Annotated in this window: 22 protein-coding genes; 10 read left to right on the plus strand and 12 right to left on the minus strand. The window is 36.8% G+C overall.

The genetic code is table 11. The annotated features are described in order from the left end of the window. Positions 1-10: 10 nt before the first annotated feature. A complete protein-coding gene (locus EK417_RS20545) occupies positions 11-1714 on the minus strand; it encodes a glycoside hydrolase family 3 protein (RefSeq protein ID WP_136523213.1) in 1704 nt (567 codons plus the stop codon). A 116-nt stretch (positions 1715-1830) separates the two neighbouring features. Between EK417_RS20545 and EK417_RS20550 the strand changes: the two genes are divergently transcribed. Continuing rightward, positions 1831-2379: a hypothetical protein gene (locus EK417_RS20550; protein WP_110368037.1), complete on the plus strand. Its 549-nt coding sequence runs from the start codon at positions 1831-1833 to the stop codon at positions 2377-2379. 237 nt (positions 2380-2616) lie between these two features. On the opposite strand, the gene ribA is transcribed toward EK417_RS20550, so the two are convergent. The 8 genes from ribA to EK417_RS20590 all read right to left on the minus strand — a co-directional run bounded on the left by ribA (position 2617) and on the right by EK417_RS20590 (position 9694). Further along, the gene (gene ribA / locus EK417_RS20555) at positions 2617-3213 is read right to left on the minus strand and encodes a GTP cyclohydrolase II (protein ID WP_076596913.1); all 597 of its coding nucleotides are present in this window, start codon (positions 3211-3213) and stop codon (positions 2617-2619) included. A 17-nt stretch (positions 3214-3230) separates the two neighbouring features. Then, a complete protein-coding gene (locus EK417_RS20560) occupies positions 3231-3689 on the minus strand; it encodes a hypothetical protein (RefSeq protein WP_079240316.1) in 459 nt (152 codons plus the stop codon). Further along, positions 3686-4300: a DUF4254 domain-containing protein gene (locus EK417_RS20565; protein ID WP_076596911.1), complete on the minus strand. Its 615-nt coding sequence runs from the start codon at positions 4298-4300 to the stop codon at positions 3686-3688. The genes EK417_RS20560 and EK417_RS20565 overlap by 4 nt, the downstream gene beginning before the upstream one ends. A 15-nt stretch (positions 4301-4315) precedes the next feature. Then, complete coding sequence (locus EK417_RS20570; RefSeq protein ID WP_076596910.1) at positions 4316-4528, minus strand: twin-arginine translocase TatA/TatE family subunit; 213 nt, start codon at positions 4526-4528, stop codon at positions 4316-4318. A 31-nt stretch (positions 4529-4559) separates the two neighbouring features. Beyond that, on the minus strand, positions 4560-6122 hold the full coding sequence (locus EK417_RS20575) for a murein hydrolase activator EnvC family protein (protein ID WP_076596909.1): 1563 nt from the start codon (positions 6120-6122) through the stop codon (positions 4560-4562). Beyond that, entirely contained in the window at positions 6119-6964 is an 846-nt protein-coding gene (gene lolB1, locus EK417_RS20580) for a lipoprotein insertase outer membrane protein LolB1 (RefSeq protein ID WP_136523214.1), read from the minus strand. The genes EK417_RS20575 and lolB1 overlap by 4 nt, the downstream gene beginning before the upstream one ends. Positions 6965-7069: 105 nt before the next feature. Next, positions 7070-8086, minus strand: coding sequence for a sugar phosphate nucleotidyltransferase (locus EK417_RS20585; RefSeq protein ID WP_136523215.1), 1017 nt, complete (start codon positions 8084-8086; stop codon positions 7070-7072). Positions 8087-8239: 153 nt separating this feature from the next. Continuing rightward, entirely contained in the window at positions 8240-9694 is a 1455-nt protein-coding gene (locus EK417_RS20590; protein WP_136523216.1) for a lipopolysaccharide biosynthesis protein, read from the minus strand. A 101-nt stretch (positions 9695-9795) separates the two neighbouring features. On the opposite strand from EK417_RS20590, the gene EK417_RS20595 reads away from it, so the two are divergent. After that, entirely contained in the window at positions 9796-11133 is a 1338-nt protein-coding gene (locus EK417_RS20595; protein WP_136523217.1) for a dihydroorotase, read from the plus strand. Positions 11134-11274: 141 nt separating this feature from the next. On the opposite strand, the gene EK417_RS20600 is transcribed toward EK417_RS20595, so the two are convergent. The 3 genes from EK417_RS20600 to EK417_RS20610 all read right to left on the minus strand — a co-directional run bounded on the left by EK417_RS20600 (position 11275) and on the right by EK417_RS20610 (position 15602). Next, complete coding sequence (locus tag EK417_RS20600; RefSeq protein WP_136523218.1) at positions 11275-13572, minus strand: GH92 family glycosyl hydrolase; 2298 nt, start codon at positions 13570-13572, stop codon at positions 11275-11277. A gap of 77 nt (positions 13573-13649) precedes the next feature. Then, entirely contained in the window at positions 13650-14333 is a 684-nt protein-coding gene (locus EK417_RS20605; protein ID WP_136523219.1) for a response regulator transcription factor, read from the minus strand. 15 nt (positions 14334-14348) lie between these two features. Beyond that, the gene (locus EK417_RS20610) at positions 14349-15602 is read right to left on the minus strand and encodes a sensor histidine kinase (RefSeq protein ID WP_136523220.1); all 1254 of its coding nucleotides are present in this window, start codon (positions 15600-15602) and stop codon (positions 14349-14351) included. A gap of 148 nt (positions 15603-15750) precedes the next feature. Here EK417_RS20610 and EK417_RS20615 point away from each other — a divergent pair, with 148 nt between their 5' ends. The 8 genes from EK417_RS20615 to EK417_RS20650 all read left to right on the plus strand — a co-directional run bounded on the left by EK417_RS20615 (position 15751) and on the right by EK417_RS20650 (position 23258). Next, on the plus strand, positions 15751-16161 hold the full coding sequence (locus EK417_RS20615) for a DUF1573 domain-containing protein (RefSeq protein WP_076596900.1): 411 nt from the start codon (positions 15751-15753) through the stop codon (positions 16159-16161). Between the two features lie 176 nt (positions 16162-16337). After that, positions 16338-17219 carry an SDR family oxidoreductase gene (locus tag EK417_RS20620; RefSeq protein WP_076596899.1) on the plus strand — a complete coding sequence of 294 codons (882 nt, stop codon included), beginning with the start codon at positions 16338-16340 and terminating at the stop codon, positions 17217-17219. A gap of 83 nt (positions 17220-17302) precedes the next feature. Beyond that, positions 17303-19243, plus strand: a complete 1941-nt coding sequence (locus EK417_RS20625; RefSeq protein ID WP_136523221.1) for a M1 family metallopeptidase — start codon at positions 17303-17305, stop codon at positions 19241-19243. Between the two features lie 362 nt (positions 19244-19605). Beyond that, on the plus strand, positions 19606-20493 hold the full coding sequence (locus EK417_RS20630; protein ID WP_228408052.1) for a DUF2589 domain-containing protein: 888 nt from the start codon (positions 19606-19608) through the stop codon (positions 20491-20493). Between the two features lie 16 nt (positions 20494-20509). Beyond that, a complete protein-coding gene (locus EK417_RS20635; RefSeq protein ID WP_076596897.1) occupies positions 20510-21205 on the plus strand; it encodes a hypothetical protein in 696 nt (231 codons plus the stop codon). Continuing rightward, on the plus strand, positions 21205-21783 hold the full coding sequence (locus EK417_RS20640) for a hypothetical protein (protein ID WP_110368045.1): 579 nt from the start codon (positions 21205-21207) through the stop codon (positions 21781-21783). Before EK417_RS20635 ends, EK417_RS20640 begins: the two co-directional genes overlap by 1 nt. A 12-nt stretch (positions 21784-21795) precedes the next feature. Further along, the gene (locus EK417_RS20645; protein WP_136523222.1) at positions 21796-23058 is read left to right on the plus strand and encodes a S8 family peptidase; all 1263 of its coding nucleotides are present in this window, start codon (positions 21796-21798) and stop codon (positions 23056-23058) included. Continuing rightward, entirely contained in the window at positions 23055-23258 is a 204-nt protein-coding gene (locus EK417_RS20650; protein WP_136523223.1) for a hypothetical protein, read from the plus strand. The genes EK417_RS20645 and EK417_RS20650 overlap by 4 nt, the downstream gene beginning before the upstream one ends. Positions 23259-23287 lie beyond the last annotated feature (29 nt).

Consider the following 23287-nt stretch of genomic DNA (forward strand, 5'->3'; position numbering starts at 1 on the left):
TAATTTTGTATTATTTGGTGTTTGTTGAGGTTGTCACATTTAGATCTAGACCCATTCCAGGCTTCAGCTGATCATTAACCAATACAGGAAGTCTTCCCCATATTTTTGTTTTTCCGTTTAAAGCATCTGCAGTTGCATTCATAGAATCGTCATTGTTTTCATAAGAAACAAGAACTGTTGAAACTTTTGAAATATCAATATCCTTTAATGCATAAGCACTTCCGAATACATTCAAAATAACATTTTGATTTTTGGTAAGATCGGAAAGTACTTTTTTAGATTCTGCGGATATTTTATAGGGTTTATAAGCCGTAGAATTGTCTTTGTGGAAACCTACAATAACTGTAGATCCCGCTGGAATCGTATTAATTTCGCCAGCTTTTTTAATGATGGCATTGTTTCCTAATCGGTTGGCAAAAGTTTGATAAGGCGCTTCTTCCAGAGGAACATAATAAATCTGTTTTCCTGTAAGAGGAAGTAATTTCTTTTCATCCTTTAATAAAGTCAGGGCATTGGAATAAAGATTCTGTACCAATTGGGTGTGAGAATCGTTATTTAAATCTTTATTGATATTTTCAGGGTTCTTAGGAGTGTATTGGGTAAGGCCAAGAAAATATTTTGTTAGTAAGATCTTTTTCACACTTTCTTCCACTCTGGATTGTGGAATTTCTCCTTTATCAATAGCTTTTTGGATCAGTTTTTTACCTTCAGAAACACCCTGAGAGAAAAGCATAATATCATTTCCTGCTTTAAAGGCCATAGCATCCAGTTCGCCCGGTTGGTATTTATTCGCTACAGCGCCCATGTTCAGAGCATCTGTAATGATTAAACCTTTATATCCTAATTTATTTTTCAGTAATCCTGTAATAATATTTTTAGAAACTGAAGCTGGGATTCCCTTTCCAGATTCTAAGCCTGGAACATATAAGTGAGCAACCATTACCCCGCCAATTCCTTTATTCATTAATGCCTTGAATGGAGCCAGTTCCACGGTGTTAAGTCTTTCAATATCGTGAGAAACTACAGGAAGATCAAGGTGAGAATCTGTGCTGGTATCTCCATGTCCCGGGAAGTGTTTAATAGCAGCTAATATATTGTTATCCTGAAGACCGTTAGAATAGGATAGGGCAGAGCTGATTACATTATTCACTTCAGAGCCAAAACTTCTGTTCCCTATAATCGGATTATTAGGATTGGTATTTACATCTACTACAGGGGCAAAATCCCAGTTGATACCCATTCTGTGACAATCTTGTGCAATTTTTGCAGCCATCTGATACACCAGTTTTTTATCCTGAATAGCACCTAATGTCATTGCCCATGGAAATTTGTGAGCCGTGGCAATTCTCTGATAGAGTCCCCATTCTGCATCCATTCCGATCATTAAAGGAACTTTAGAGGTTCGTTGAAATTCATTCACCAGATTAATTTCCCTTGCTGCATCATCCTGCATTAAAATCAGACCGCCTATTTTATCATTCGTAACAATGTTCCTTACCTGGCTGATATAGTCTTCTCCTCTGTTGGTATATAATGCCACAATAAAAAGCTGTCCTAGTTTTTCATCCTGAGAAAGATTTTTATATGTGGTATCAACCCATTGCTGAGCTTTTTTTACATCTTCCTTGGAAACATTTTTTGGCTGATATTGTGCCTTCACATTAGGGTTTATCAATGTGACAATAAAGAGTGAAGTATATAATAATTTCTTCATGACTTTTTTGAATAAGAACAAAAATACAATTAAAAAAGTGAGGAAAACAAAGTTTTTGAGTTTTTTGGTATATGATTTGAATACGCAATATGTATAATAACTAAACTTTAATAGAAATGAAAAAAATACTTCTCTTCTTATTCCTTGGTGCTGTAGGTTTTACTGCATACAGCTGTGATAACAATGATGATGTTGTGGTACAAGGAACAGATTATGATACAATAAACCAATCATTTGATATAAGCCCTAATTTTACTAAAATTACCGACAATCTTTACAGATGGAGTGATGATTTTAACAAGCCATTAGTACAATCCGATATGGTGCTTATTTATATGCAGATTGGAACTGATGGAGATTCTCCTGTATGGAAACTTCTTCCCTATACATCTTATGTGGGTAATGGAAATAATGATGCTGTAGATTATATTTTTGATTTCAGTAAATATGCTGCTACTATTAATATCAATTCTACAAATACATTCAGCTTGACAGCGAATCCGTCATACTATCAGAATAAAAAATTCAGAGTTCTTATTCTTCCTGCAAATGGAACAGGAACTGGTGGAGCAAAAATGGCGAAAGGTACTGCCGTAGATTACAACGATTATAAAAGTGTAATTAAATATTACAATATCGACGAGTCTAAAATCAAGACTAAATAATTTAGAAATATCTTTTCAGTTTTTTATAATTAAAAAAGTCCCGGGAGAATATCTTCCGGGGCTTTTGATTTATTGCTAAAAATAGGGAAGATATTTATCACATATAAATAAAAAACTTTTAATGTAAGTATATTTTCTTATCTGTATCAAAATGTTCAGAGGGTAATTTTGAGTCTGTATGAGCCGGAAAAAGGATCAATAAAAAAACCTCAGAGTAACTCTGAGGCTTTCTTTTATTTAGTTATCATTGTCATCAAGAAGATGTCCAAAGAAGTCTTTTTTTGTTTGCAGGTATCCCTTGCTTATTTCATTGGCAGGAATCTGTAACGGGACTCTTGAATTAAGGTGAATATTGCTGTCTACCACATACTTTACCTTTTCAGGATTATTGGTGAGAAGGTTAATATCTTTTACCTCCAGTAGATTAAGGATTTCAATGGCTATACCAAAGTTTCTGTCATCTGCAGGAAGTCCCAGTTCAAGATTAGCCTGTACAGTGTCCAGACCTTTTTCCTGTAGTGAGTATGCCTTCAGTTTGTTGATGATCCCGATATTCCTTCCTTCCTGGCGAAGGTAGATGATAATTCCACCGTTTTCATGGATATATTTCATTGCAGCATCCAATTGTTGGCCGCATTCACATTTTTTTGAATGGAAAACTTCTCCGGTAATACATTCTGAATGGAAACGAACATTGACCGGTTTTGAAAAATCTGTATTTTCAGCAACAATGGCCATGTGGGGCATCCAGTCGTTTTCGTTTTCGGAGAAAGCAATCATTCGGAAAGTGCCGTGCTCTGTGGGAACATTGGCTTCCGCCTGAATTTTAATCATTGATAGTTCAATTAGTTTTAACTTCCTGGCAAAGTGTCTTCAATAACAGAAATATTGGTTTTTAAACGAACCAGATATCTGTTAAGAACTTCATCGTCGTCTCTGTCAAGATTTTGCCTTAGCTTTTGAATTTTTTTATATGATTTTTCAAAGCTTTTAAGGGCTCTGCTTTTTCCTGCAGAATTGCTGGCATCAATAGCATATAAATAATTCTGAAGACTGTATTTCAAGCTGGTAATCTCATCATTTAATCCGTTGTTTTTAAACTTAGGAAAAGTAGAGATCATGTTTGAAATTTCAGAGGCATTGACATTCTGTTTGATATTGATATTAAAATTCTTCTTTGAGCTTCTGTCTGAATCAGAACCTTTAGCATCACTATAAAAATTATTTGACAACGGAGAAAGATTAAGCTTTTCCGTTGCGCAGGAAGATGTTAATATGATAAGTACTCCAAAGAAAAATAGTCGTTTCATTTTTGTTGCCCTTTTTGATAAAGGATTGGGTTAAGACTTTCATCATTGTACATTTTCATTTGTTTGTACACTTTCATCTTAACATTACCGTTTTCAATATCAGTAAGCAACTGATCTATAGAAGTTGATAGGTCTTCTTTCTGAGTAAGCAGAACATCCAGTTTGGCCTGGCAGTTGTTTCTGTGTTCTTCAGAAGCGGATTCTCTATTGGCTTCTAACGACATATGATAAACCTTTAATGCAAGAATTGATAGCCTGTCTACTGCCCAAGCGGGAGTTTCTGTATTTATTTTTGCTTCAGGTTTAGGAGTTATATTTTCAAACCTATTAAGAAACCAGCTGTCAATATATTCTACCAGATCAGTTCTTTTCTGATTGGAAGCGTCTATCGTTCTCTTCAGTTGAAGAGCTTCAGCCGGATCAATATTTTCATCTCTAATTATATCTTCCAAATGCCATTGAACGGTATCAATCCAGTTCTTTGCATACAAAATCCGTTCCAAACTATCTTTTTCGAACGGGTTATTAATTAGAGTGTTAACGTCATCAGACACGTGATAGTCTTCAATAGCTTGATTGAAGACTTTCCATGCAGTCTCAGTAAATTTCATTAATTCTACGGAATTTTAGTTGCTGGAAGAATTGTTATTGTTGGAAGCCGATTTGTTTTCAGAACCTGGTTTATCTTCTTCTTTTACTGCATCTTTAAATTCTTTGATTCCAGAACCTACTCCTCTCATTAATTCCGGAATTTTCTTTCCTCCAAAAAGTAATACCAAAAGTATTGCTACGATAAGGATGTGCTGCCAAGATAAGGCAAGTATTGTTAGTGTATTCATCTCTTAAAATTTTTGTAAAGTTACACTTTTTTTAATATGAAATCCAACCTAATGGATCAACTGGTGTACTTCCGTTCCATACTTGGAAATCAAGTGTATAAGCACCATCAAAATCCTGAGCAATTGTACCTACCGGAGTTCCTGATGAAACCTGCTGTCCTTTGGAAACACTTACGTTTCCTAAGTTGGAATAAATGGTAAAATAACTTCCGTGTTTAATGATTACAGTCTTAGTTCCGTCATTGTTGGCGAGAACTGAAGATACTGATCCCGGGAACACTGATTTTGCGCGTGTACCCGAAGGAACGGAAATTTTGATCCCGTTATTTTCTTCTGTAATATTTTTGAAAACCGGGTGTGGCTGTCTTCCGAAACGGTGAGTGATTTGTCCGGCTCTGTCTGCAGGATAACTGAGTCGTCCTCTGTTGTCTGCAAAGCTGTTTCCTGTAGCGGTGGAAACTCCGTAGCTTGTCATGGCTTTGGTCTCTGCTGCTTTTTTATCTTCTTCTTTTCTTTTTGTAAGGGCTGCTTCTGCTGCTCTCGCGGCAACGAGTTTATCGGCAGCTTCTTTAGCTCTTGCATTCGCCTCATCAGAAGCTTTTTTAGCGGCTACTCTTCTGGCTTCATCTCTTGCGTTAGCTTCTGCCTTTGCTGCTTCTTCATTACGTTTTCTTTCTTCTTCCGCTCTTTTTGCTGCAAGGTCTGCGGCTTTCTTAGCTTCAGCTTCTGCAATTCTTCTTTCTCTTTCAAGGGCTTCAGCTCTTGCTTTAGCTTCCGCCTCGATTCTTGCTTTTTCTCTTTCAGCAGCCAGTTTTGCTAAACGTATTTTTTCTGCTTCCGCCTTTTTTCTGGCTTCTTCTTCTGCTTTGGCAATTCTGATCTCTTCTGCAATAATAGCTCTGATCTGTCCTTCCAATGCTTTAGACTGAACTTGTTTTTGCTTAAGTTCGGCTGTTAATTTGGATTCATTTTTCTTGAATTCGGCTACTAATTGTTCTTTTTGAGCTCTTTCGGCATTGATGGTTGCCAGATCTTTCTGTTGGTTAACCAACAGAGATTCCTTCGCTTTTACAGAATTTTGTTTTTGTGCGATGGTCTTTTTGATAAGATTGGCAGCATCTGTGATTTCAGCTGCTTTTTTATCCTGATAGTCTGAGTATTGTTTCAGATACTGAACTCTTCGTATAGCTTCTCCTAAATTTTTAGCAGAAAGTATAAAAGTTACTTTGTTCTGTACTCCTTTGTTTTTATAAGCATTCACCAAAACTTCAGCATAGTTTTTCCTCAAAACGGCAAGTTCTTTATTCTGACGGTTGATTTCCAGCTGACGTAAGTAGATATCATCCTCAATGAATCTTTTTTCTTTCTGCGTATTATTATAAACCTTTTCTCTTAAAACCAATTTTTGGTTGACATTAGAAAGATAGGCTACGGAAAGTTTTGATTCACTTCTGGTTTTAGCTAAATCGGTATTTATTTGTGCAATTTGTTTTTTAAGTTCGGCATTCTGCTTCTGCAGCTGTTCTTTGGTCTGCTGTCCCTGGTGCAGTCCGAACATCAAAACACCTATTAAAAAGCTAAATTTTCTAATCATTTAATCTCAATTTTCTTATAACTGGATGGTACAGAATAAGGTGTTTCCATCCTCGAAAAGTCAAATTTCGTGTTTTCCAGTAAAATCTGACTAGATTTTGAGCCTTTTATAATTATTTTAACATTTTTCGGAAGGCGTATTCCTTCGTATTCATTCCAGTCACTGTAAGAAACTTCCAGTTCATCTGATGACAGAATATCTTTTAAATTGACGGCTAACAAATCGTAATTGGTGTCGTATTGGAGTGCCACTTTGTATTCTCTGTTTTTTTCATCCGTTACGATTTTCTGATTTTTATTGGAAACCATTTTAAAACCCTGTGCATTTTGAGTGAGATCAAACTGTCTGTCGTTGATTTTTACAAAAGTTCTTCCCAGTAAGATTTTTTCCAATGATTTATAATCAATGAAATTAACATTCAGCAGATTATTAAGATAGTCAAAATCGGAATCTATATAGGTTTTATTAATTTTATCCTGTCCTTTTATACCTTCCGGAGTGGCAATACCTCTGGCAGCATTGATGAATAATGCTTTAAGATTCATCCACACCTTTTTATCATTTTCAATATAGATGGTTGCGTCCAGTGTAGGAACATAACTTCCTGTTTCTACTCTTACTTTGCTGTCTATTTTGATTTGTTCAAATTTTGGCGGAATTAATACATGTTCATAGAAAGTAAGTTTATCGTTTACCGGTTCATTTGCATCTTTTGGATTTCCATTGTCTTTGGTAGTATTAATGCTGTCCCGTGTATGATCAGTATTGTTTTGGGCAGCATTACGGGTCTTACAGGATGATAAGGCAAGAAGCAATAAAAGAAATGGGATCCAGTTTTTCATGTATTTATCTTTAATTAAAAAATACGTTGCAATATTAACGCCAAACCACACAAAATGTTTTGTGTGGTTTGATGATGTGTTGTTTAAGTTAAATATTTTATATCCTTATTTAGATAGAAAATCTAAAACAGAATAGTCACCTAAAGAAATTTCTCTGGAAACTCCGAAATATTGTGCAGAATTACCGATCATAGAATTGGATAGATTTCCATGATTAATTCTTGTATTTTCCTGGATCAGGGAATTTTCAATGTTTGAATTGACAATGATGGTATTGTTTCCTAATGAAACACCAGGTCCTACTTTTGAATTGGATATTTTTACATTTTCTCCAATAAAGCAAGGCTGAATGATCAGCGAGTTTTCAATCACAGCAGAAGCAGGAAAATGAGTCATTGCCTCTCTTTCATATTCAAGAATTTTGCTGTTGGTTTCTACGGTAGCATTTTTATTACCGCAATCCATCCAGTCATTTACTTTTCCAAGGGTAAACTTAGCGCCTTTAGCTCTGAGGTTTTCAAGAGCTGTTGTTAACTGGTATTCGCCCCCGTTTTTAATATCATTATCCATGATATAATTAATTTCTTCCATTAGCTTTTCAGCGCTGTTGAAATAATAAATACCGATAATGGCAAGATCTGAAACGTAAGTAGTTGGCTTTTCAACAAAGTCGGTAATGAAACCATAATTATCTAATTTTACTACTCCGAAAGCGGATGGATCTTCAACACTTTTCACCCAGATTACACCGTCAGAATTTTTGTCCAACTGGAAGTCTGCGCGGAAAAGAGTATCTGCAAAAGCAATAACGATATCTCCCTGCATAGATTGTTCTGCACATTTGATAGCGTGAGCGGTCCCAAGAGGATCGTTCTGATAATAAATACTTCCTTTTGCTCCCAGCTTTTCAGCAATCTGAATAAGGGATCTTTCGATCTCAGGTCCAAAATCTCCGATGATAAAAGCTACCTCTTCAATGTTTTCTCCTGCAACTTTAGCAATGTCTTCCACCAATCTCTGTACGATAGGTTTTCCTGCAATAGGAATAAGAGGTTTTGGAACTGTCAGTGTATGTGGACGTAATCTGGAACCACGTCCAGCCATAGGGACAATAATTTTCATAAATTATATGTATAAAAGATGTTTTGTTAGTTGTTCTGAATATTTAGGTTAAAGATAATAATTAAAACCTTTGATGAAGTATGATTTATATCTTTTTAAATAATTGTTTAGATTAACAATAGGACTGTTTACAAGCAAAATAAAGACCAAAGTTTAAGGTCTTTTGATGATTTTGGATACTATCGTCTTTTCCTTAAAAAGTACCAAAGCTAAGAATAATATGAGAAATAGGTTGCCTATCAAATAATTGGTTCTGAAATAATAGAATGAAATCAATGAGCCGATAATGGTGAAGCTCAGATACATCAGTATTTTTCCTGTATTATAATGAATAGGATATTGCTTTTGTCCCCAAATATAGGAAATGATCATCATAGACAGAAAGGTAATCAGCGCTGCCATGGCACTTGCCCAATATCCATATTGAGGAATGAATAAGAAGTTGATAAGAATGGTGATACATGCTCCAATAACAGAAATATATAAGCCAACTCTTGTCTGGTCTGATAACTTATACCATATGGAAAGGTTAAGGTAGATTCCCAGGAATAAAGCTCCTAGCATTATAAAAGGAATGATTTCAATCCCTTCATAGTAGAGAGGATTTCTCAGGTATTTTTCTGAAATCCATTGAAGATTTACCATGAGTGCCATATAAATGATACAGCTACAGATGACAAAAACATCCATCAATACAGCGTAGGTCTTGTGAGAGTCTTTGTTCTTGAAACTTGAAAAAAAATAAGGTTCAATCCCCAGTTGATAGGCTTGTCTGAAAACAGTAATGAAGGTGGCAATCTTGTAGACCGCTCCATATACCCCAATCTGGTGACGTGCTTCTTCTCCGGGAAGAAGGTATTTCAAGAACTGCCTGTCCAATGTCTGATTCACTATACCGGCTAATCCCGCAATCATTACCGGCCAGGAATAGTTTATAATTCTTTTCCATAATCCGAAATCAAATTTGGAAATGCTGAAGCTGAAGAATTCCTTTCCTACAATCAAAAGGGTAATTATACTTTGGATGAGATTAGCAACGAAGACATATCCAACCCCGAAGTCAGGATTATATTTTAACCCAAGTACTCCCTCAGGATGCTTAGGAAGCCATCTGATGAAAAACAAAACCAGTAAAAAGTAAACCAGGGAACCTGCTACCTTGGAAAACATATATTTGAATGGCTTGCCTTGTAATCTCAATATAGCAGATGGAATAGTGGAAAATGCATCTAATGAGAGAATAAATAAGAATATGATTAGAAAATTGACCTGATCAGGAGTTTCAAAGGCTTCAGCAAGCTGAAATCTGAAGACATAGCCTAGAATAAGATAAATTAATCCCATGCTGATGATACTCATTGAGCAGGTTGAAATCAATGTTTTTTTGTCAATGTTATCCTCTTGTGCAAATCGGAAAAAAGAAGTTTCCATGCCATGTGTAAGCAATACCGTAATTACACCTGCAATGGAATACCAGTCTACAAACGGTGACGAAGCAGCTGGTCCGAAAGCCTTTGTAACGATGGGTGCAATGATAAATGGAAAAATACGGACCAATACGGAGCTAAGCCCATATACCGCTGTCTGTCCTAATAGTTTCTTATACAAAGTCGTTTTTTTTTTGCAAATGTAAAACTTTAAGCATTCGTTTTGCGATTTTGGGGTGAATTAAAACTTAAAATCTTAATTTTACAGCGAAATAAATTGAAATGAAAGTTCTTATAAAAAATGTAAATATCGTCAACGAAGGAAAAGTCTTTGAAAGCGATATACTGATAGAAAATGATTTAATCTCTAAAATAACTGCCGGAATTTCTGAAGATGCAGATCAGATCATTGATGGTTCAGGTAAATATCTTCTTCCCGGAGTAATAGATGATCAGGTGCATTTCCGTGAGCCGGGACTTACTCATAAAGGCGATATTGAAAGCGAATCAAGAGCGGCCATTGCCGGAGGGATCACCAGTTTTATAGATCAGCCGAATACTGTTCCAAACGCTGTTACCCAGGAGTTATTAGCAGATAAATATGAAATTGCTTCCCAAAAAGCATATGCCAATTACGGTTTTATGATGGGGGGAACTAATGATAATCTGGAAGAAGTTTTAAAAACAAATCCCAGAAATGTTCCGGGGATTAAATTATTCTTAGGATCATCTACAGGAAATATGCTGGTTGATAATCCTGAAACTCTGGAAAACATTTTCAGCAATACCAAAATGCTGATTGCTGTGCACTGTGAAGATGAAGCTACCATCAGAGCCAATACACAGAAATATATGGATGAATATGGGGATGATATTCCTGTAAAATTCCACCATCTGATCAGAAGTGAAGAAGCTTGCTATAAATCTTCATCCAAAGCGATTGAACTTGCGAAAAAAACAGGAGCGAGACTTCACGTTTTCCACCTTTCAACAGCAAAGGAAATGGAGCTTTTCCGAAATGATATTCCTTTACAAGATAAAAAGATCACCGCTGAGGTATGTGTTCATCATCTTACATTTACCAACGATGATTACGAAACAAGAGGTGGTCTTATCAAATGGAACCCTGCTGTAAAAACTCAAAAAGATAAAGATGCCCTTTGGGAAGCTTTGCTGGATGACAGAATAGATGTGATTGCTACAGATCACGCTCCACATACCGCAGAAGAGAAGAACAATGTATATACAAAATGTCCTTCAGGGGCACCTTTGGTACAGCATTCACTGGTCGTAATGCTTGAAAACTATAAAAACGGTAAAATCTCCCTTGAGAAAATCGTTGAAAAGATGTGTCATAATCCGGCAATCCTTTTCAAAGTTGAAAAAAGAGGTTTTGTGAGAGAAGGATATAAAGCAGACTTGGTTTTAGTAGATTTAAATGAAGACTGGACGGTTTCCAAAGACAATTTACTATACAAATGCGGATGGAGTCCATTAGAAGGAATGAATTTCCACTCTAAAGTTACCCATACTTTTGTTAATGGACATCTGATATATGACAATGGAAAAATTGCAGAGGAGAAATTTGGTGAGAGATTGCTTTTTGAACCAAGAGATTAATAAGACAAAATCGCAGCATATGATCTTGAATTAGCTTGAGATTATTGTGATAATTCAATAGGAGCGGGCTTTAGCCCGCTCTCTTTATATTTGATTTTCCATTGGCTTCAGCCAAAACATATTTTTTACATTTTACTTTTTTTATTTCTTTGCTTTACTTCCCATATAAAATGTAAGTTTCCCTCCATTCATAATATCAGAATGCTTTAAAATAAAATTCTTAATCTCTTTTCCATTCAGAAGAACTTTCTGAACATATATATTTGGGGGACTCTGATTGATCGCTTCAATTTCAAAAGTTTTTCCGTTTTCCAGATTCAGTACAGCGTGATCAATCGCCGGGCTTCCGATAGAATAGTTCTCTGATCCCGGAGCTACAGGATAAAATCCTAATGAACTTAAAATATACCATGCACTCATTTGTCCGGCATCATCATTTCCGCCCAGCCCATCAGGTGTAGCTTTATATTGCATTTCCAGAATACGGCGGATCTGTGCCTGTGCTTTCCACGGCTGCCCTGCCCAGTTATAGAAATAAGCAACATGGTGAGCAGGTTCGTTCCCATGAACATATCCACCAATAATTCCTTCCCGTGTAATATCTTCAGTGTCTGCAAAGAATTCATCAGGTAAATGCATGGTGAACAGTTCGTCCAGTTTTGAAGCAAATTTTTTCTTTCCACCCATCATGGTGATCAGCTCATCCGGATTTTGTGGAACAAAGAAACTGTAGTTCCATGAGTTTCCTTCAATAAAGCCTTGTCCGTGGGTACTTAGCACATCAAAATCTTTTTTAAAGCTTCCATCTGCCAGACGTGGACGCATAAATCCGATGGTTTTGTCAAAATTATTTTTCCAGTTTTCAGACCGTTTCATAAACTGATTGTAAATATCTGTTTTGTTTAAATGTTTTGCCAGTTGAGCAATCGCCCAGTCATCATAGGCATATTCTAATGTATTGGAAACTGATGTTCCGTTTTTTTCAGCCGGAATATATCCAAGATCAATGTATTGTCCGATGCCCTCGTAATTCCTTTTATTAGCTGTTTCTATACAGGCTTTCAATGCTTCTTCAGGATCACCTTGATAATTTCCCTTGATAATAGCGTCAGCCACAACGCTTACACTGTGATAGCCGCTCATACACCAGTTGTCATTGGCATAATGTGACCAGACAGGTAACATTTTCATTGAGAATTGATTATAATGTGCCATCATGGATTTTACCATGTCACCATTTCGTTGAGGCTGGATGATATTAAAGAAAGGATGAAGCGTACGGTAAGTATCCCACAGAGAGAAGGTGGTATAATTGGTAAAGCCATCTGCTTTATGAACATTCTGATCCAGTCCTTTATATTCTCCATTAACGTCCATATAAGTGGTGGGGTTGATGAAGGTATGGTACATGGCGGTATAAAAATTCGTTTTTTCCGTATCAGAACCTTTGATGACAATTTTATTTAATTCTTTGTTCCAGTTGTCCTGGGCCTGGGCTTTCGCCTCATCGAAGGTAATATTTCCGGCTTCTTTTTCCAGGTTTTCCAAAGCATTGGTCTGGCTTACCGGAGAAATCGCAAGTTTTATTTCAATTACTTCATTTTCATTGGTATTAAAATCAAAATACATTTTCAGGTTCTTGCCTGCAATTTCCGGGAAGTTTTTATTCTGGTCGAATTTTCTCCAGAATCCTTTGTAAACCTGCTTCTCATCATAGTTTTTCTGACCGTACGATGTAAAAGGTTTGGAAAATTTCATCGCAAAATAAACCGTTCTGGTTCTTGCCCAGCCGTTGGTCTGACGGTAGCCAGTGATCATATTTCCGTTTTCTACCCGAACGTATGTCCATACATTTTTCCCGTCATAATTGTAAATGCCTGCCATCAGATCCAGAATAATATGAGCCTGATCAGATTTCGGGAAAGTATAGCGGTGAATTCCCACTCTTGGTGTTGCGGTCAGCTCTGCAAGGATATTGTGATCATCCAGTTTTACTTTATAATATCCGGCTTCTGCTGTTTCGTTTTGATGCGAAAATCTGCTCCTGTAACCACTTTCCGGATTGGAAGCTGTTCCTGGATTCAGCTGAAGTTTTCCTACGGTAGGCATCACCAGAAAATCTCCGAGATCAGAATGTCCTGTTCCGCTGAAATGGGTAGAACTGAATCCCACAATGGTTTTATCTTCATAACGGTAGCCGGCGCAGTATTTATAAACCTCACCATTATATTTTCCGTTAAGCGCATAAGAAATAGTATCTGTTTCAGGACTTAGCTGTACCGCACCAAAAGGAACGGTAGCTCCGGGATAAGTATGTCCCATTTTTTCGGTTCCGATCAGAGGGTTGACATATTGTACTAATTTTTCAAATTTTTGAGCATGAAAGTTTGCACTTAAAAGTACCAGAGAAAGAAAAACAATAGACTTGTGATTTTTCATTAATGACAATTTTTCAAAGTTTAAATTAAAGTGAAATCATCATTTAGTGTTGTGTTTTAAATTAGTTTAAATACTATTTACTCTTTTTCAGAAAAACGGAAACCTATTCCGTGAAGGTTTTCTATTAAAACGTTTTGCTCTTCAGCCAGTACCTTTCTCAGCCGGGAAATAAATACATCGAGGCTTCGTCCCATAAAATAATCATCATCACCCCAGATGGCCTTTAGAATGTCCTGTCTTTTGACCACCAGATTTTTGTGGCGGATAAAATATAAAAGAAGATCAGACTCTCTTTGGGTAAGGGTAATATGGTTGTCAATCCCTTGAAGGGTATAGTTTTTAGGATCAAAATCATATTTGCCCACTTTATATTGTAGAGGGGAAGCGTCTGTTTTCTTGGTACGTTTAAGGAAAACTTCAATTTTCAACATCAGTTCTTCAATACTGAATGGTTTTACCAGATAATCATCTGCACCAATTTTAAGCCCTTTGATTCTGTCTTCTTTTAAAGCTTTTGCAGAAATGAAAATAATAGGAATTTCAGAATTTTTATTGCGGATATTTTGTGCTAGCTCAAATCCGTTCATCCCGGGTATCATAATATCCAGCAGGCAGATATCAAAATCCCGACTGTTAAATGCTTCCAGAGCAGATTCACCGTCAGAATAACAGCTGATGTCATAATAGCTTTCCAGACTGTCTTCCACCAGAAAAGCTATTGTTTTGTCATCTTCGGCATATAAAATTTTAGATTTCTCCATAATACTTACACATGATTAATTTGAAAACGGAAAGAAGAGCGTTGTGGTAATTCCCGGGTCTTCATTATTCTCCACATAAATTTTCCAGTGATGCTGCTGAACTACTTTTTTTACATAAAATAATCCCAGCCCAAAACCATTTACTTCTTCACTTCTTTTGGTATGTACCCTGTAAAACTTATCGAAAATATGAGGAATATTTTTAGCAGGAATCCCCATTCCGTTATCTTTAAACTTTAAATATAAACCTTTTGAATCTTTATAAGCTGAAATTTCAATCACAGGCTTTCTTTCACAATATTTGATAGAATTATCCAGCAGGTTGTAAATGATATTGGTAAAGTGAAATTCATCTGCCATTACTGAAGTACTGTTTTCAATATCAATCTCAATGCTGAGGTCTTTGTTTTTGTGCCGAATATTATCAGCAATCTCCTGAATAAAAGGAAGTAACAGAATTTTTTGAGGCTTTAATGACAGTCCTGCCGCATCATTTTTAGCAATATTCAATATTTTCTCAATGTGGCTGTTAAGCTTGTGACTTTGATTGATGATAATGGAAGTATAGGTCTGCAGTTTAGAATTATCCTGTACCAGTTCCTGCTTATTGAGAGCTTCCGAAGCCAAAAGTATCGAAGATAAAGGAGTCTTAAACTCATGAGTCATATTATTAATAAAATCACGCTGCAGTTCCGAAAACTTCTTCTGCTGAATGATCGTATAAATAGAATATACATACACCAAAAGGATGATGATAAGGGCAAATGTAAGGAGATACCAGAATCGTAATGAACTGATCAGGTATGTGGTTTTATCCGGGAAGCGGATGGAAAAGTAATAGATCAGATTTTTATGCTTCGGAAAATTGATTACCTTGTTGCCGGGGCTTTCCTGATGGGTAGTCATATACTTTCCGTACACCATTTTATCACTGTGGCAGTTGTATAGTGCATACACATAATCTGTATTGATCTGGAAACGGGTAAATTCTGTTTTAAGATAATATTCCAGCACTACGGGATGAAATTCATTGTTAATATTAACCACATAATAGTCATTGGCAATATTCTGTACAGGATTTTCGGTGTAGGATGTCTTTCCTCCTGAGAGTTTTTCTGCGACTTCCATTAAGGCAATATTGACTTTCTGGTTAAATTTTTTGTCTTCAAGATTATAAGCCTGGCGCGTCCACATCAACTGTGCTATTAAAATCCCGATAATAGCAACAAATCCCAGGGTTATTATAATATTGAGTCTTTTTATTTTCATTTCCTGAAACAATATTATCCAAAAATATCTATTTATCTTTTATTATTAACAACTCGTTAACAAATGTTTGACAGCGGTTAACAAGTTGTAATCACTGTCTGCTTTACATTTGTCATACCGAAATATAATAATATTAGAATTTATACTCATGAAAAAACTAAAAATTACAGCTCTTTTAGCCGTGTTGGCATTCTCTCCTTTTTATGCTAATGTACTTACTGCAGATGCTCCATCCATTGTAAAAATGGTTGCAGATGCCATTAAATGGAAATCAGAATCTATTGATGTAGGAAATATTCCTCAGGGAAAACCAAAATTGATCAGATTTGAATTCACCAATACAAGTTCAAAACCGATTATCATACAAAATGTAGCTCCTTCTTGCGGATGTACCACTGCAGATTATACCAAAACACCTATCCAGCCTGGGAAGAAAGGATTTGTAGAAGCCAGCTATAATGCAGCAGCAGCTGGTCCGTTTATGAAGACTGTAAACGTTACTACAAGTGACAGCAAAACTCCTAAGACACTTTCATTCAAAGGAGTGGTTACAGCTTAATACATTATTTTTTTCAAGATTAAAATAGCCTGGTAAGTAATTGTCAGGCTATTTTATTTAAAAAAAGTCTACCGGTTTTAAAAAATAGGGAGAGAATAATTATTTGTAGCATTATTTATCAATCCATTTTAAAGGATTGCATTTCAATATTTAGTATTTTTAAGAAAAAATATTTTATGAGTCTATATACACAACCTATGCTGCGCGAAGGGGCACTAAAAGATAAAGTAGCAATTGTAACAGGCGGCGGCAGCGGTCTTGGCAAAGCGATGACCAAATACTTTCTTGAACTGGGCGCTAAAGTAGTGATTACTTCCAGAAATCTGGAAAAGCTGCAGACCACAGCTAAGGAACTTGAAGATGAAACCGGAGGTAAGGTGCTTTGCGTAGCGTGTGATGTAAGAAACTGGGAAGAGGTAGAAGCAATGAAAGAGGCAACGCTGAAAGAATTCGGAAAGATTGATATTTTGTTGAATAATGCAGCAGGAAACTTCATTTCTCCAACAGAAAAACTAACTCATTCTGCTTTTGACTCCATTCTCGATATTGTTTTAAAAGGAACAAAAAACTGTACCCTTTCCGTAGGAAAACACTGGATAGATTCTAAAACACCGGGAACTGTACTGAACATTGTAACCACTTATGCATGGACAGGCTCTGCCTATGTAGTGCCATCAGCCTGTGCAAAAGCCGGAGTTCTGGCGATGACCAGATCTTTAGCGGTAGAATGGGCAAAATACGGAATCCGTTTCAATGCCATTGCACCAGGACCTTTCCCTACAAAAGGAGCTTGGGACAGACTTCTTCCCGGAGATCTTCAGGAGAAATTTGATATGAAGAAAAAAGTTCCGTTGAGAAGAGTAGGAGAGCATCAGGAGCTTGCCAACCTTGCTGCTTATCTGGTTTCTGATTATTCAGCATATATGAATGGGGAAGTGGTAACCATTGATGGAGGAGAATGGCTTCAGGGTGCCGGCGAATTCAATATGCTTGAAGCAATTCCTAAAGAAATGTGGGATGCTTTGGAAGCCATGATAAAAGCCAAAAAATCAAATTAAATTAAACTTATAATAAAAAAACTCCCGGATGTGTAACAAATCCGGGAGTTTTTTTTACCTATACACTAAATAATACTTTTCAAATGAATTTTAAACTTCCGACCCTTGTTTCGACGCTTGCGGTTGTCCTCTTCTCAGGATCTGCATATGCACAGCAGACTCCGAAATATGATTACGTAGAAGCATTTAAGCCATTCTTTTATCCGCAGACAGGTACAGCAACCCGCTCTGCAAGCGGACAACCGGGACATGCTTACTGGCAGAATTCAGCAGATTATCATTTGAATGTCAGCCTGAATGAAGCTAAAAAAGAAATTACAGGAACAGCAGAAATTACCTATACCAATAACAGCCCGGATAAATTAGGCTTTCTGTGGCTGCAGCTTGATCAGAACCTTTTTGCGAAAGACTCCAGAGGAAATGGAGTAGTTCCGCTTTCCGGAAGCCGAAATGGAGCTCATGGCGAAGAGTTGAACGGCGGATATACCATTAAATCAGTTAAACTGGATGGTAAGAAAGATGTAAAATATACCATTACCGATACGAGAATGCAGATTGATCTTCTCAAAGAGCTGAAAGCCAATGGAGGGGTTACCAAAATAGAAATTGAATATTCCTTTATTTCTCCTGATTATGGTTCAGACAGAATGGGAATACAGGATACTAAAAACGGTAAAATATTTACCATAGCACAATGGTATCCGAGAATGTGCGTATACGATGATGTTTTAGGATGGAATACATTACCCTACCTTGGAGCTTCGGAATTCTATTTGGAATATGGAAATATCACAGCCAATATTACAGTTCCTGCCAATCATTATGTAGTGGCATCCGGAGAACTTCTGAATGAGAAAGAAGTGTACAGTAAAGAAGAAATTAAAAGATGGAATGAGGCAAGAAACAGTGATAAAACGGTAATGATCCGTCCTGAATCTGAAATCGGTAAAAATAAAACTTCCGGTACAAAGACCTGGAAATTTAAAATTAATCAGACCAGAGATTTTGCATGGGCATCATCTGCCGGATTTATTTTAGATGCCGCAAAAATAAATTTACCCAGTGGAACGAAATCTTTGGCTATTTCAGCTTATCCTGCAGAAAGTGCCGGTGACAAAGCATGGGGAAGATCTACAGAATATACGAAAGCTGCTATAGAGCATTATTCTAAAAAATGGTATGAATACACCTATCCGGCTGCCACCAATGTAGCAGGAAATGAGGGAGGAATGGAATATCCGGGAATTGTTTTCTGTCATATGGACTCCAAAGGAGAAGATCTTTGGGGTGTTACAGACCATGAGTTCGGACACAACTGGTTTCCTATGATCGTAGGATCTAATGAAAGACTCTTCGCATGGATGGATGAAGGGTTTAACACGTTCATTAACGGGCTTTCCACCGAAGCTTTCAATAAAGGAGAATATTACCGTAAACCGAATCTGGCAAGATCAGGAATGTATCTGTTGACAGATAGTCTGGAACCTGTAATGGTAGGACCGGACAATATGAAAGAAAGAAGCATTGGTGCTTTAGCTTATTTTAAACCGGGAACAGGATTAAAGGTTTTAAGAGAAGCAATTCTGGGTCCTGAAAAATTTGACAAAGCATTCAGAACCTATATAGATCGCTGGGCTTTTAAACATCCTACTCCCTGGGATTTTTTCCATACCATGGAAAATGTTTCCGGAGAGGAACTGAACTGGTTCTGGAGAGGATGGTTCTTTAATAAATGGAAAATTGATCAGGCTGTTAAAAACGTAAAATACATCAACGGAGACTTTAAAAACGGAGTTGAGATTACCGTTGAAAATATTGGGCAAATGCCGATGCCTACTACTGTACAGTTGAAATTCAAAGATGGAACTGCACAGATGGTGAAAATTCCTGTTGAAGTCTGGAAAAGAAATACTGAATGGACATTCAAGGTAGATTCCAGCAAGGAAATTGATGAGGTAAAGCTGGACCCGAATTCTGTTGTTCCTGATATCAATCTGGAAAACAATAGCCGTAAACCGTCATAAAAATGTTGGATCTATTTAAATTTAACGCAAAGCTTTCATTTGTATGCTGTAATATTTTTAAGAGAGCAAAGGATGGAATCAATGAAATTGATTCTTTCTAAGCGAACGCATATTCATATAGCTTCATCAGCAGCTTGTTGCGTTCTTAGCTTACTTTAGAATAAGAAGAATTCATATCATCTTTACGTTTATATAAAATAAACATCCGCAATATACATCACAAAAGCCTGAGCTTACCATCGTAAGTTCAGGCTTTTTATTTTAGGGTGTTTTTCCGGGATAAGTGAAGGGATTCTCCTGCAATGTTTTGGTGGTCGGCAATATAATTTTGTCTTACAATATTAATTTAAAACAAAAACAACATGGAAACATTAAAATCAGTGCTTGAAGCAAGCCACGCCAAAAAAACAAAAAATGAGTTAATTGATCTTTTATCAGGAGTAGAAAAAGTGCTTACTCCTGCAGTGTACGAAAAAGTATCAGGAATTGAAACTTCAGAATTGAGTTCATTGACGAACAAAGAATTATTAACCATTGTAGATGAGTTCAAAAAGAACTATGATGAAAAGTGGGAAAAATCTTTCTCCGGTGCCTCTTCTGAGATCATAAAACTGATTGCCGGTAGAATGGCTGCTGATGAAGAGATTTTCAGAACCTCTGATGCTGCCAGCGCAGATTTTGCTGCAGAATTGGGAAGTATTGATTTTGCTACCATCATTGGCGGACCTTTGGATGCCTGTGTAAAAGCACAGTCTAATGCATCTATTGCCACTGTTAATTTCATCAATGAAGTTGGGTTCGAACTTACAGATCCTGCCAATGCTGCCAGTCCTAAAAAACTGAGAATGGCAGAATTCAAATACAAAAAAAATATTCCGAACCCGGATTTTAAGGAAGATGAGCCGGTAAGTGCAACCAACCCAAAAACCATTCCTGATGATGTGGAAATTTCAGTACCTTTTATTGCGCTGCTGAATGTCCCAAGCTTCAGAATTGAAACCTGTGAAGTAGATTTTAATGTTAAACTTAATTCTACGTACACCAAAGACGTAAGTGATGAATTTAAAATCGATGCAGGAGCATCTGGGGGCTGGGGGCCAGTAAAATTTAAAGTGGATGTCTCTTATAAAAGAACTTCCAGTACGGGAATCAAAGTGGAAAAAGAATATTCTCTTGGTGTAAAAGTACGCGCAACCAATGACGAAATGCCAGCAGGGCTTGAAAAAGTGCTTGGACTTCTTTCACAATAATTAGATTTTACGAAAGATGATAAAACTATCAGATTACCTGGATTATCTCAACAACGAGATAATTCAGGCTCGTAAAAAAGCAGACGAAAATGCAGTTCTTATTGCCAAAGAATATGCCCGTCATGAATACCTTAAATATTTTAAGGTTCCGAGATATGCCCTGCCCAGTGTAAAGATGGATATCCCGATTAAAATCACGGATATCGATTCAGATTCCAAATATAATTTTAAACTGAACCAGGATCAGTTTGTTACAGAATTGAATGAGAGAATCCGTCTTGTGAACAAGGAGAAAAGGATGAATATTCCTCAAATTACTATAAAACAGATTCAGACTGAAGAGTTTAAGACACTGTTCAGTACACTGGAAAAAAATGATCAGAAATTCGGTAAGCTTCCTGCTGTCGAAGTCCTTAAGTTGGATCTCAGAAAAAAAGTCCAGCTTCTCAATTCCGGAATCTTCAGACCTCAGGATGAAGGAACCGATGAGACCGATGAGCTGAAAGAAATCTTTTCAAAGGTTTTACTGAATAAATATACCCTGGTGAATGCCAAGCTGAATAATATTTACATAGATCCCAACACCAGTGCAGCGGAAGATAAAGACAAGTTATTCATCAACCTCCATGTAGAAATGGAGGAAGAAGGAATCAGAATTGTGTCTTATAAAGACAAAGACGGGAATGAAATAGAACAGATAACTTTTGAGTAATGCAGGAACTTATTCACTTTACAGTACAGAAAATTAAGGAGCTTCTGGAACAGTTCAATGAAGTTCAGTCCTTATACCTGTCTAAATCATTTGACTTTGATACCCGTTTTGATGGATTTCTCAACGAAGTTCTGGAATATTTTCGTACCAAAGGAAACACCAGCTATGAATCTGAAGTTTTGAAAATTATGAATATGATTGCGACAGTGAAAAGAGGCTTTAATCCTATTAAAATGGAGAAAATAGTATCCGGAAGACGAGAACTTCTGGGAGGATTCTCATTCAACGGAATGGAAAGCATTTATGATATTCTCATGGAAATATATACGAAGGAAAACAAGAAGCTTGATGAGGCGGAAGAACTTATTTCAGGAATCATTGTTTCATTATATCAGAATGGAATTCTGGATGATGAAAAGCTGAAAGACATGAATTCCGTACCGAAAATTGAAAGCTTCTGGAACTCACTCGTTGTACAGAATGCAGCCATATCCGGAATTAATAAAAAACTCAGACTTTCCATCATTCCGGAAGATATTTTCATCATTCTGGAAAAAGTATTTCTGAAATTAATTTAAAAAAAGATCATTATGGAAACCGGAAGATACATTGTTCTGCTAGAGGATCAGCAGAAAAATTCGCTCAAAAAAATAGAGAAAGAACTGGAAGTGAGTATTACTTCCTCAGAATTTCTCTCCAAAGAAAACCGTTCTTATGATGTCATAGACAAGGACAATGGTGTACTTTATAAAAATCTTGGGGTATTGGTGGTGGAAAATATGGATGAAGATCAATTGAAAAGCGCAGTAAAAGATGAATCAAATTCTATTATGTACTACGAAAAAGAAAGAGAATTTTTCTCTGCCGATGAATTGCAATTGATTAATGAACTTAAAAAACAGTCTGCCGGACTCACAGAAAAAATTTCAGAACTTGAAAAATACATAACCAGCAAACCTTTACCTCAAAAATCATTCATTGAAATGGAATGGGGATTAAAAGCAATCGGACTGGAAAATGCAAACTATACAGGAAAAGGAATTGATGTCTGTATTCTTGATACCGGCCTTGAAACGTCCCATCCCGATTTTTCAGCTGAACAAATTGAAGGAAAATCTTTCATAGACGGTGAAGACTGGAACAGAGACCCCAACGGACATGGTACACATTGCGCAGGAGTGGCCACTGGAAATACCAGACGTGATACAGGAAAGCGCTACGGAATTGCCAGAGACTGCAATCTGAAAATAGCAAAAGTGCTCGCAGACAATGGAAGAGGAACTACCAGCAGTGTGATTGATGCGATAGACTGGGCCATTTCAAAGAAATTCAGAATATTGTCTCTTTCACTAGCTTCTCCTGTGAAGTTTGATGATCAGCCTTCCGTTCTTTTTGAAACCATTGGAGAAAGAGCGTTGGAAAATAACTGCCTTATTATAGCAGCTGCAGGCAATGACAGTAACAGGCCGCAGATTCCACAGCCTGTTTCCATGCCGGCCAATTCAAAATCAATTATGGCCGTAGGAGCTATTGATAGCCAAATGAAGATTGCCAGATTCTCAAACGCAGGCCTCAACCCGTCTACAGGGGGAAATATCAATGTCTGTGCTCCAGGGGTAGATATTATCAGTTCCTATCCTAAAAATGCAAAAAATAAAAGTAATTTGTACTACAGCATGAGTGGTACAAGTATGGCAGCACCGCATGTTTCCGGGCTTGCTGCGTTGTATATGGAACAGTTTCCCGATAAATCAGCAAAAGAGATCTGGGAACTGATTGAAAAGAAAGCAAGACCTATTGAAGGCATAAAATACAGAGATATAGGAAACGGTTTAATACAGATATACGTATGATCACTTACCTCGCAGTTTTAAAGAAAGATATAAATTTTAAAAAGCTTGAAGTTCTCCTCAAAAATAAAGGCATAAAACTGGCTGCTCACTACAAAACCATAGGAGTGGTAAAGCTTGAAAGTCAGTTGCCGGTTTTGGAGTCTGAATTTCAGGAGTATTTTATGTCTATAGAAGAAGAAAAAGATAATTTAACAATATAATCACATCAATAAAGCTTTTCTGTCGCAGA

Origin of the sequence: Chryseobacterium candidae (assembly GCF_004916905.1) — a bacterium.
Lineage (GTDB): Bacteria > Bacteroidota > Bacteroidia > Flavobacteriales > Weeksellaceae > Chryseobacterium > Chryseobacterium candidae.

Coding starts and splice junctions, on each gene's coding strand:
- EK417_RS20545 (WP_136523213.1), bottom strand. CDS start 1,714: ATGAAGAAATTATTATATACTTCACTCTTTATTGTCACATTGATAAAC.
- EK417_RS20550 (WP_110368037.1), top strand. CDS start 1,831: ATGAAAAAAATACTTCTCTTCTTATTCCTTGGTGCTGTAGGTTTTACT.
- ribA (WP_076596913.1), bottom strand. CDS start 3,213: ATGATTAAAATTCAGGCGGAAGCCAATGTTCCCACAGAGCACGGCACT.
- EK417_RS20560 (WP_079240316.1), bottom strand. CDS start 3,689: ATGAAACGACTATTTTTCTTTGGAGTACTTATCATATTAACATCTTCC.
- EK417_RS20565 (WP_076596911.1), bottom strand. CDS start 4,300: ATGAAATTTACTGAGACTGCATGGAAAGTCTTCAATCAAGCTATTGAA.
- EK417_RS20570 (WP_076596910.1), bottom strand. CDS start 4,528: ATGAATACACTAACAATACTTGCCTTATCTTGGCAGCACATCCTTATC.
- EK417_RS20575 (WP_076596909.1), bottom strand. CDS start 6,122: ATGATTAGAAAATTTAGCTTTTTAATAGGTGTTTTGATGTTCGGACTG.
- lolB1 (WP_136523214.1), bottom strand. CDS start 6,964: ATGAAAAACTGGATCCCATTTCTTTTATTGCTTCTTGCCTTATCATCC.
- EK417_RS20585 (WP_136523215.1), bottom strand. CDS start 8,086: ATGAAAATTATTGTCCCTATGGCTGGACGTGGTTCCAGATTACGTCCA.
- EK417_RS20595 (WP_136523217.1), top strand. CDS start 9,796: ATGAAAGTTCTTATAAAAAATGTAAATATCGTCAACGAAGGAAAAGTC.
- EK417_RS20600 (WP_136523218.1), bottom strand. CDS start 13,572: ATGAAAAATCACAAGTCTATTGTTTTTCTTTCTCTGGTACTTTTAAGT.
- EK417_RS20605 (WP_136523219.1), bottom strand. CDS start 14,333: ATGGAGAAATCTAAAATTTTATATGCCGAAGATGACAAAACAATAGCT.
- EK417_RS20610 (WP_136523220.1), bottom strand. CDS start 15,602: ATGAAAATAAAAAGACTCAATATTATAATAACCCTGGGATTTGTTGCT.
- EK417_RS20615 (WP_076596900.1), top strand. CDS start 15,751: ATGAAAAAACTAAAAATTACAGCTCTTTTAGCCGTGTTGGCATTCTCT.
- EK417_RS20620 (WP_076596899.1), top strand. CDS start 16,338: ATGAGTCTATATACACAACCTATGCTGCGCGAAGGGGCACTAAAAGAT.
- EK417_RS20625 (WP_136523221.1), top strand. CDS start 17,303: ATGAATTTTAAACTTCCGACCCTTGTTTCGACGCTTGCGGTTGTCCTC.
- EK417_RS20630 (WP_228408052.1), top strand. CDS start 19,606: ATGGAAACATTAAAATCAGTGCTTGAAGCAAGCCACGCCAAAAAAACA.
- EK417_RS20635 (WP_076596897.1), top strand. CDS start 20,510: ATGATAAAACTATCAGATTACCTGGATTATCTCAACAACGAGATAATT.
- EK417_RS20640 (WP_110368045.1), top strand. CDS start 21,205: ATGCAGGAACTTATTCACTTTACAGTACAGAAAATTAAGGAGCTTCTG.
- EK417_RS20645 (WP_136523222.1), top strand. CDS start 21,796: ATGGAAACCGGAAGATACATTGTTCTGCTAGAGGATCAGCAGAAAAAT.
- EK417_RS20650 (WP_136523223.1), top strand. CDS start 23,055: ATGATCACTTACCTCGCAGTTTTAAAGAAAGATATAAATTTTAAAAAG.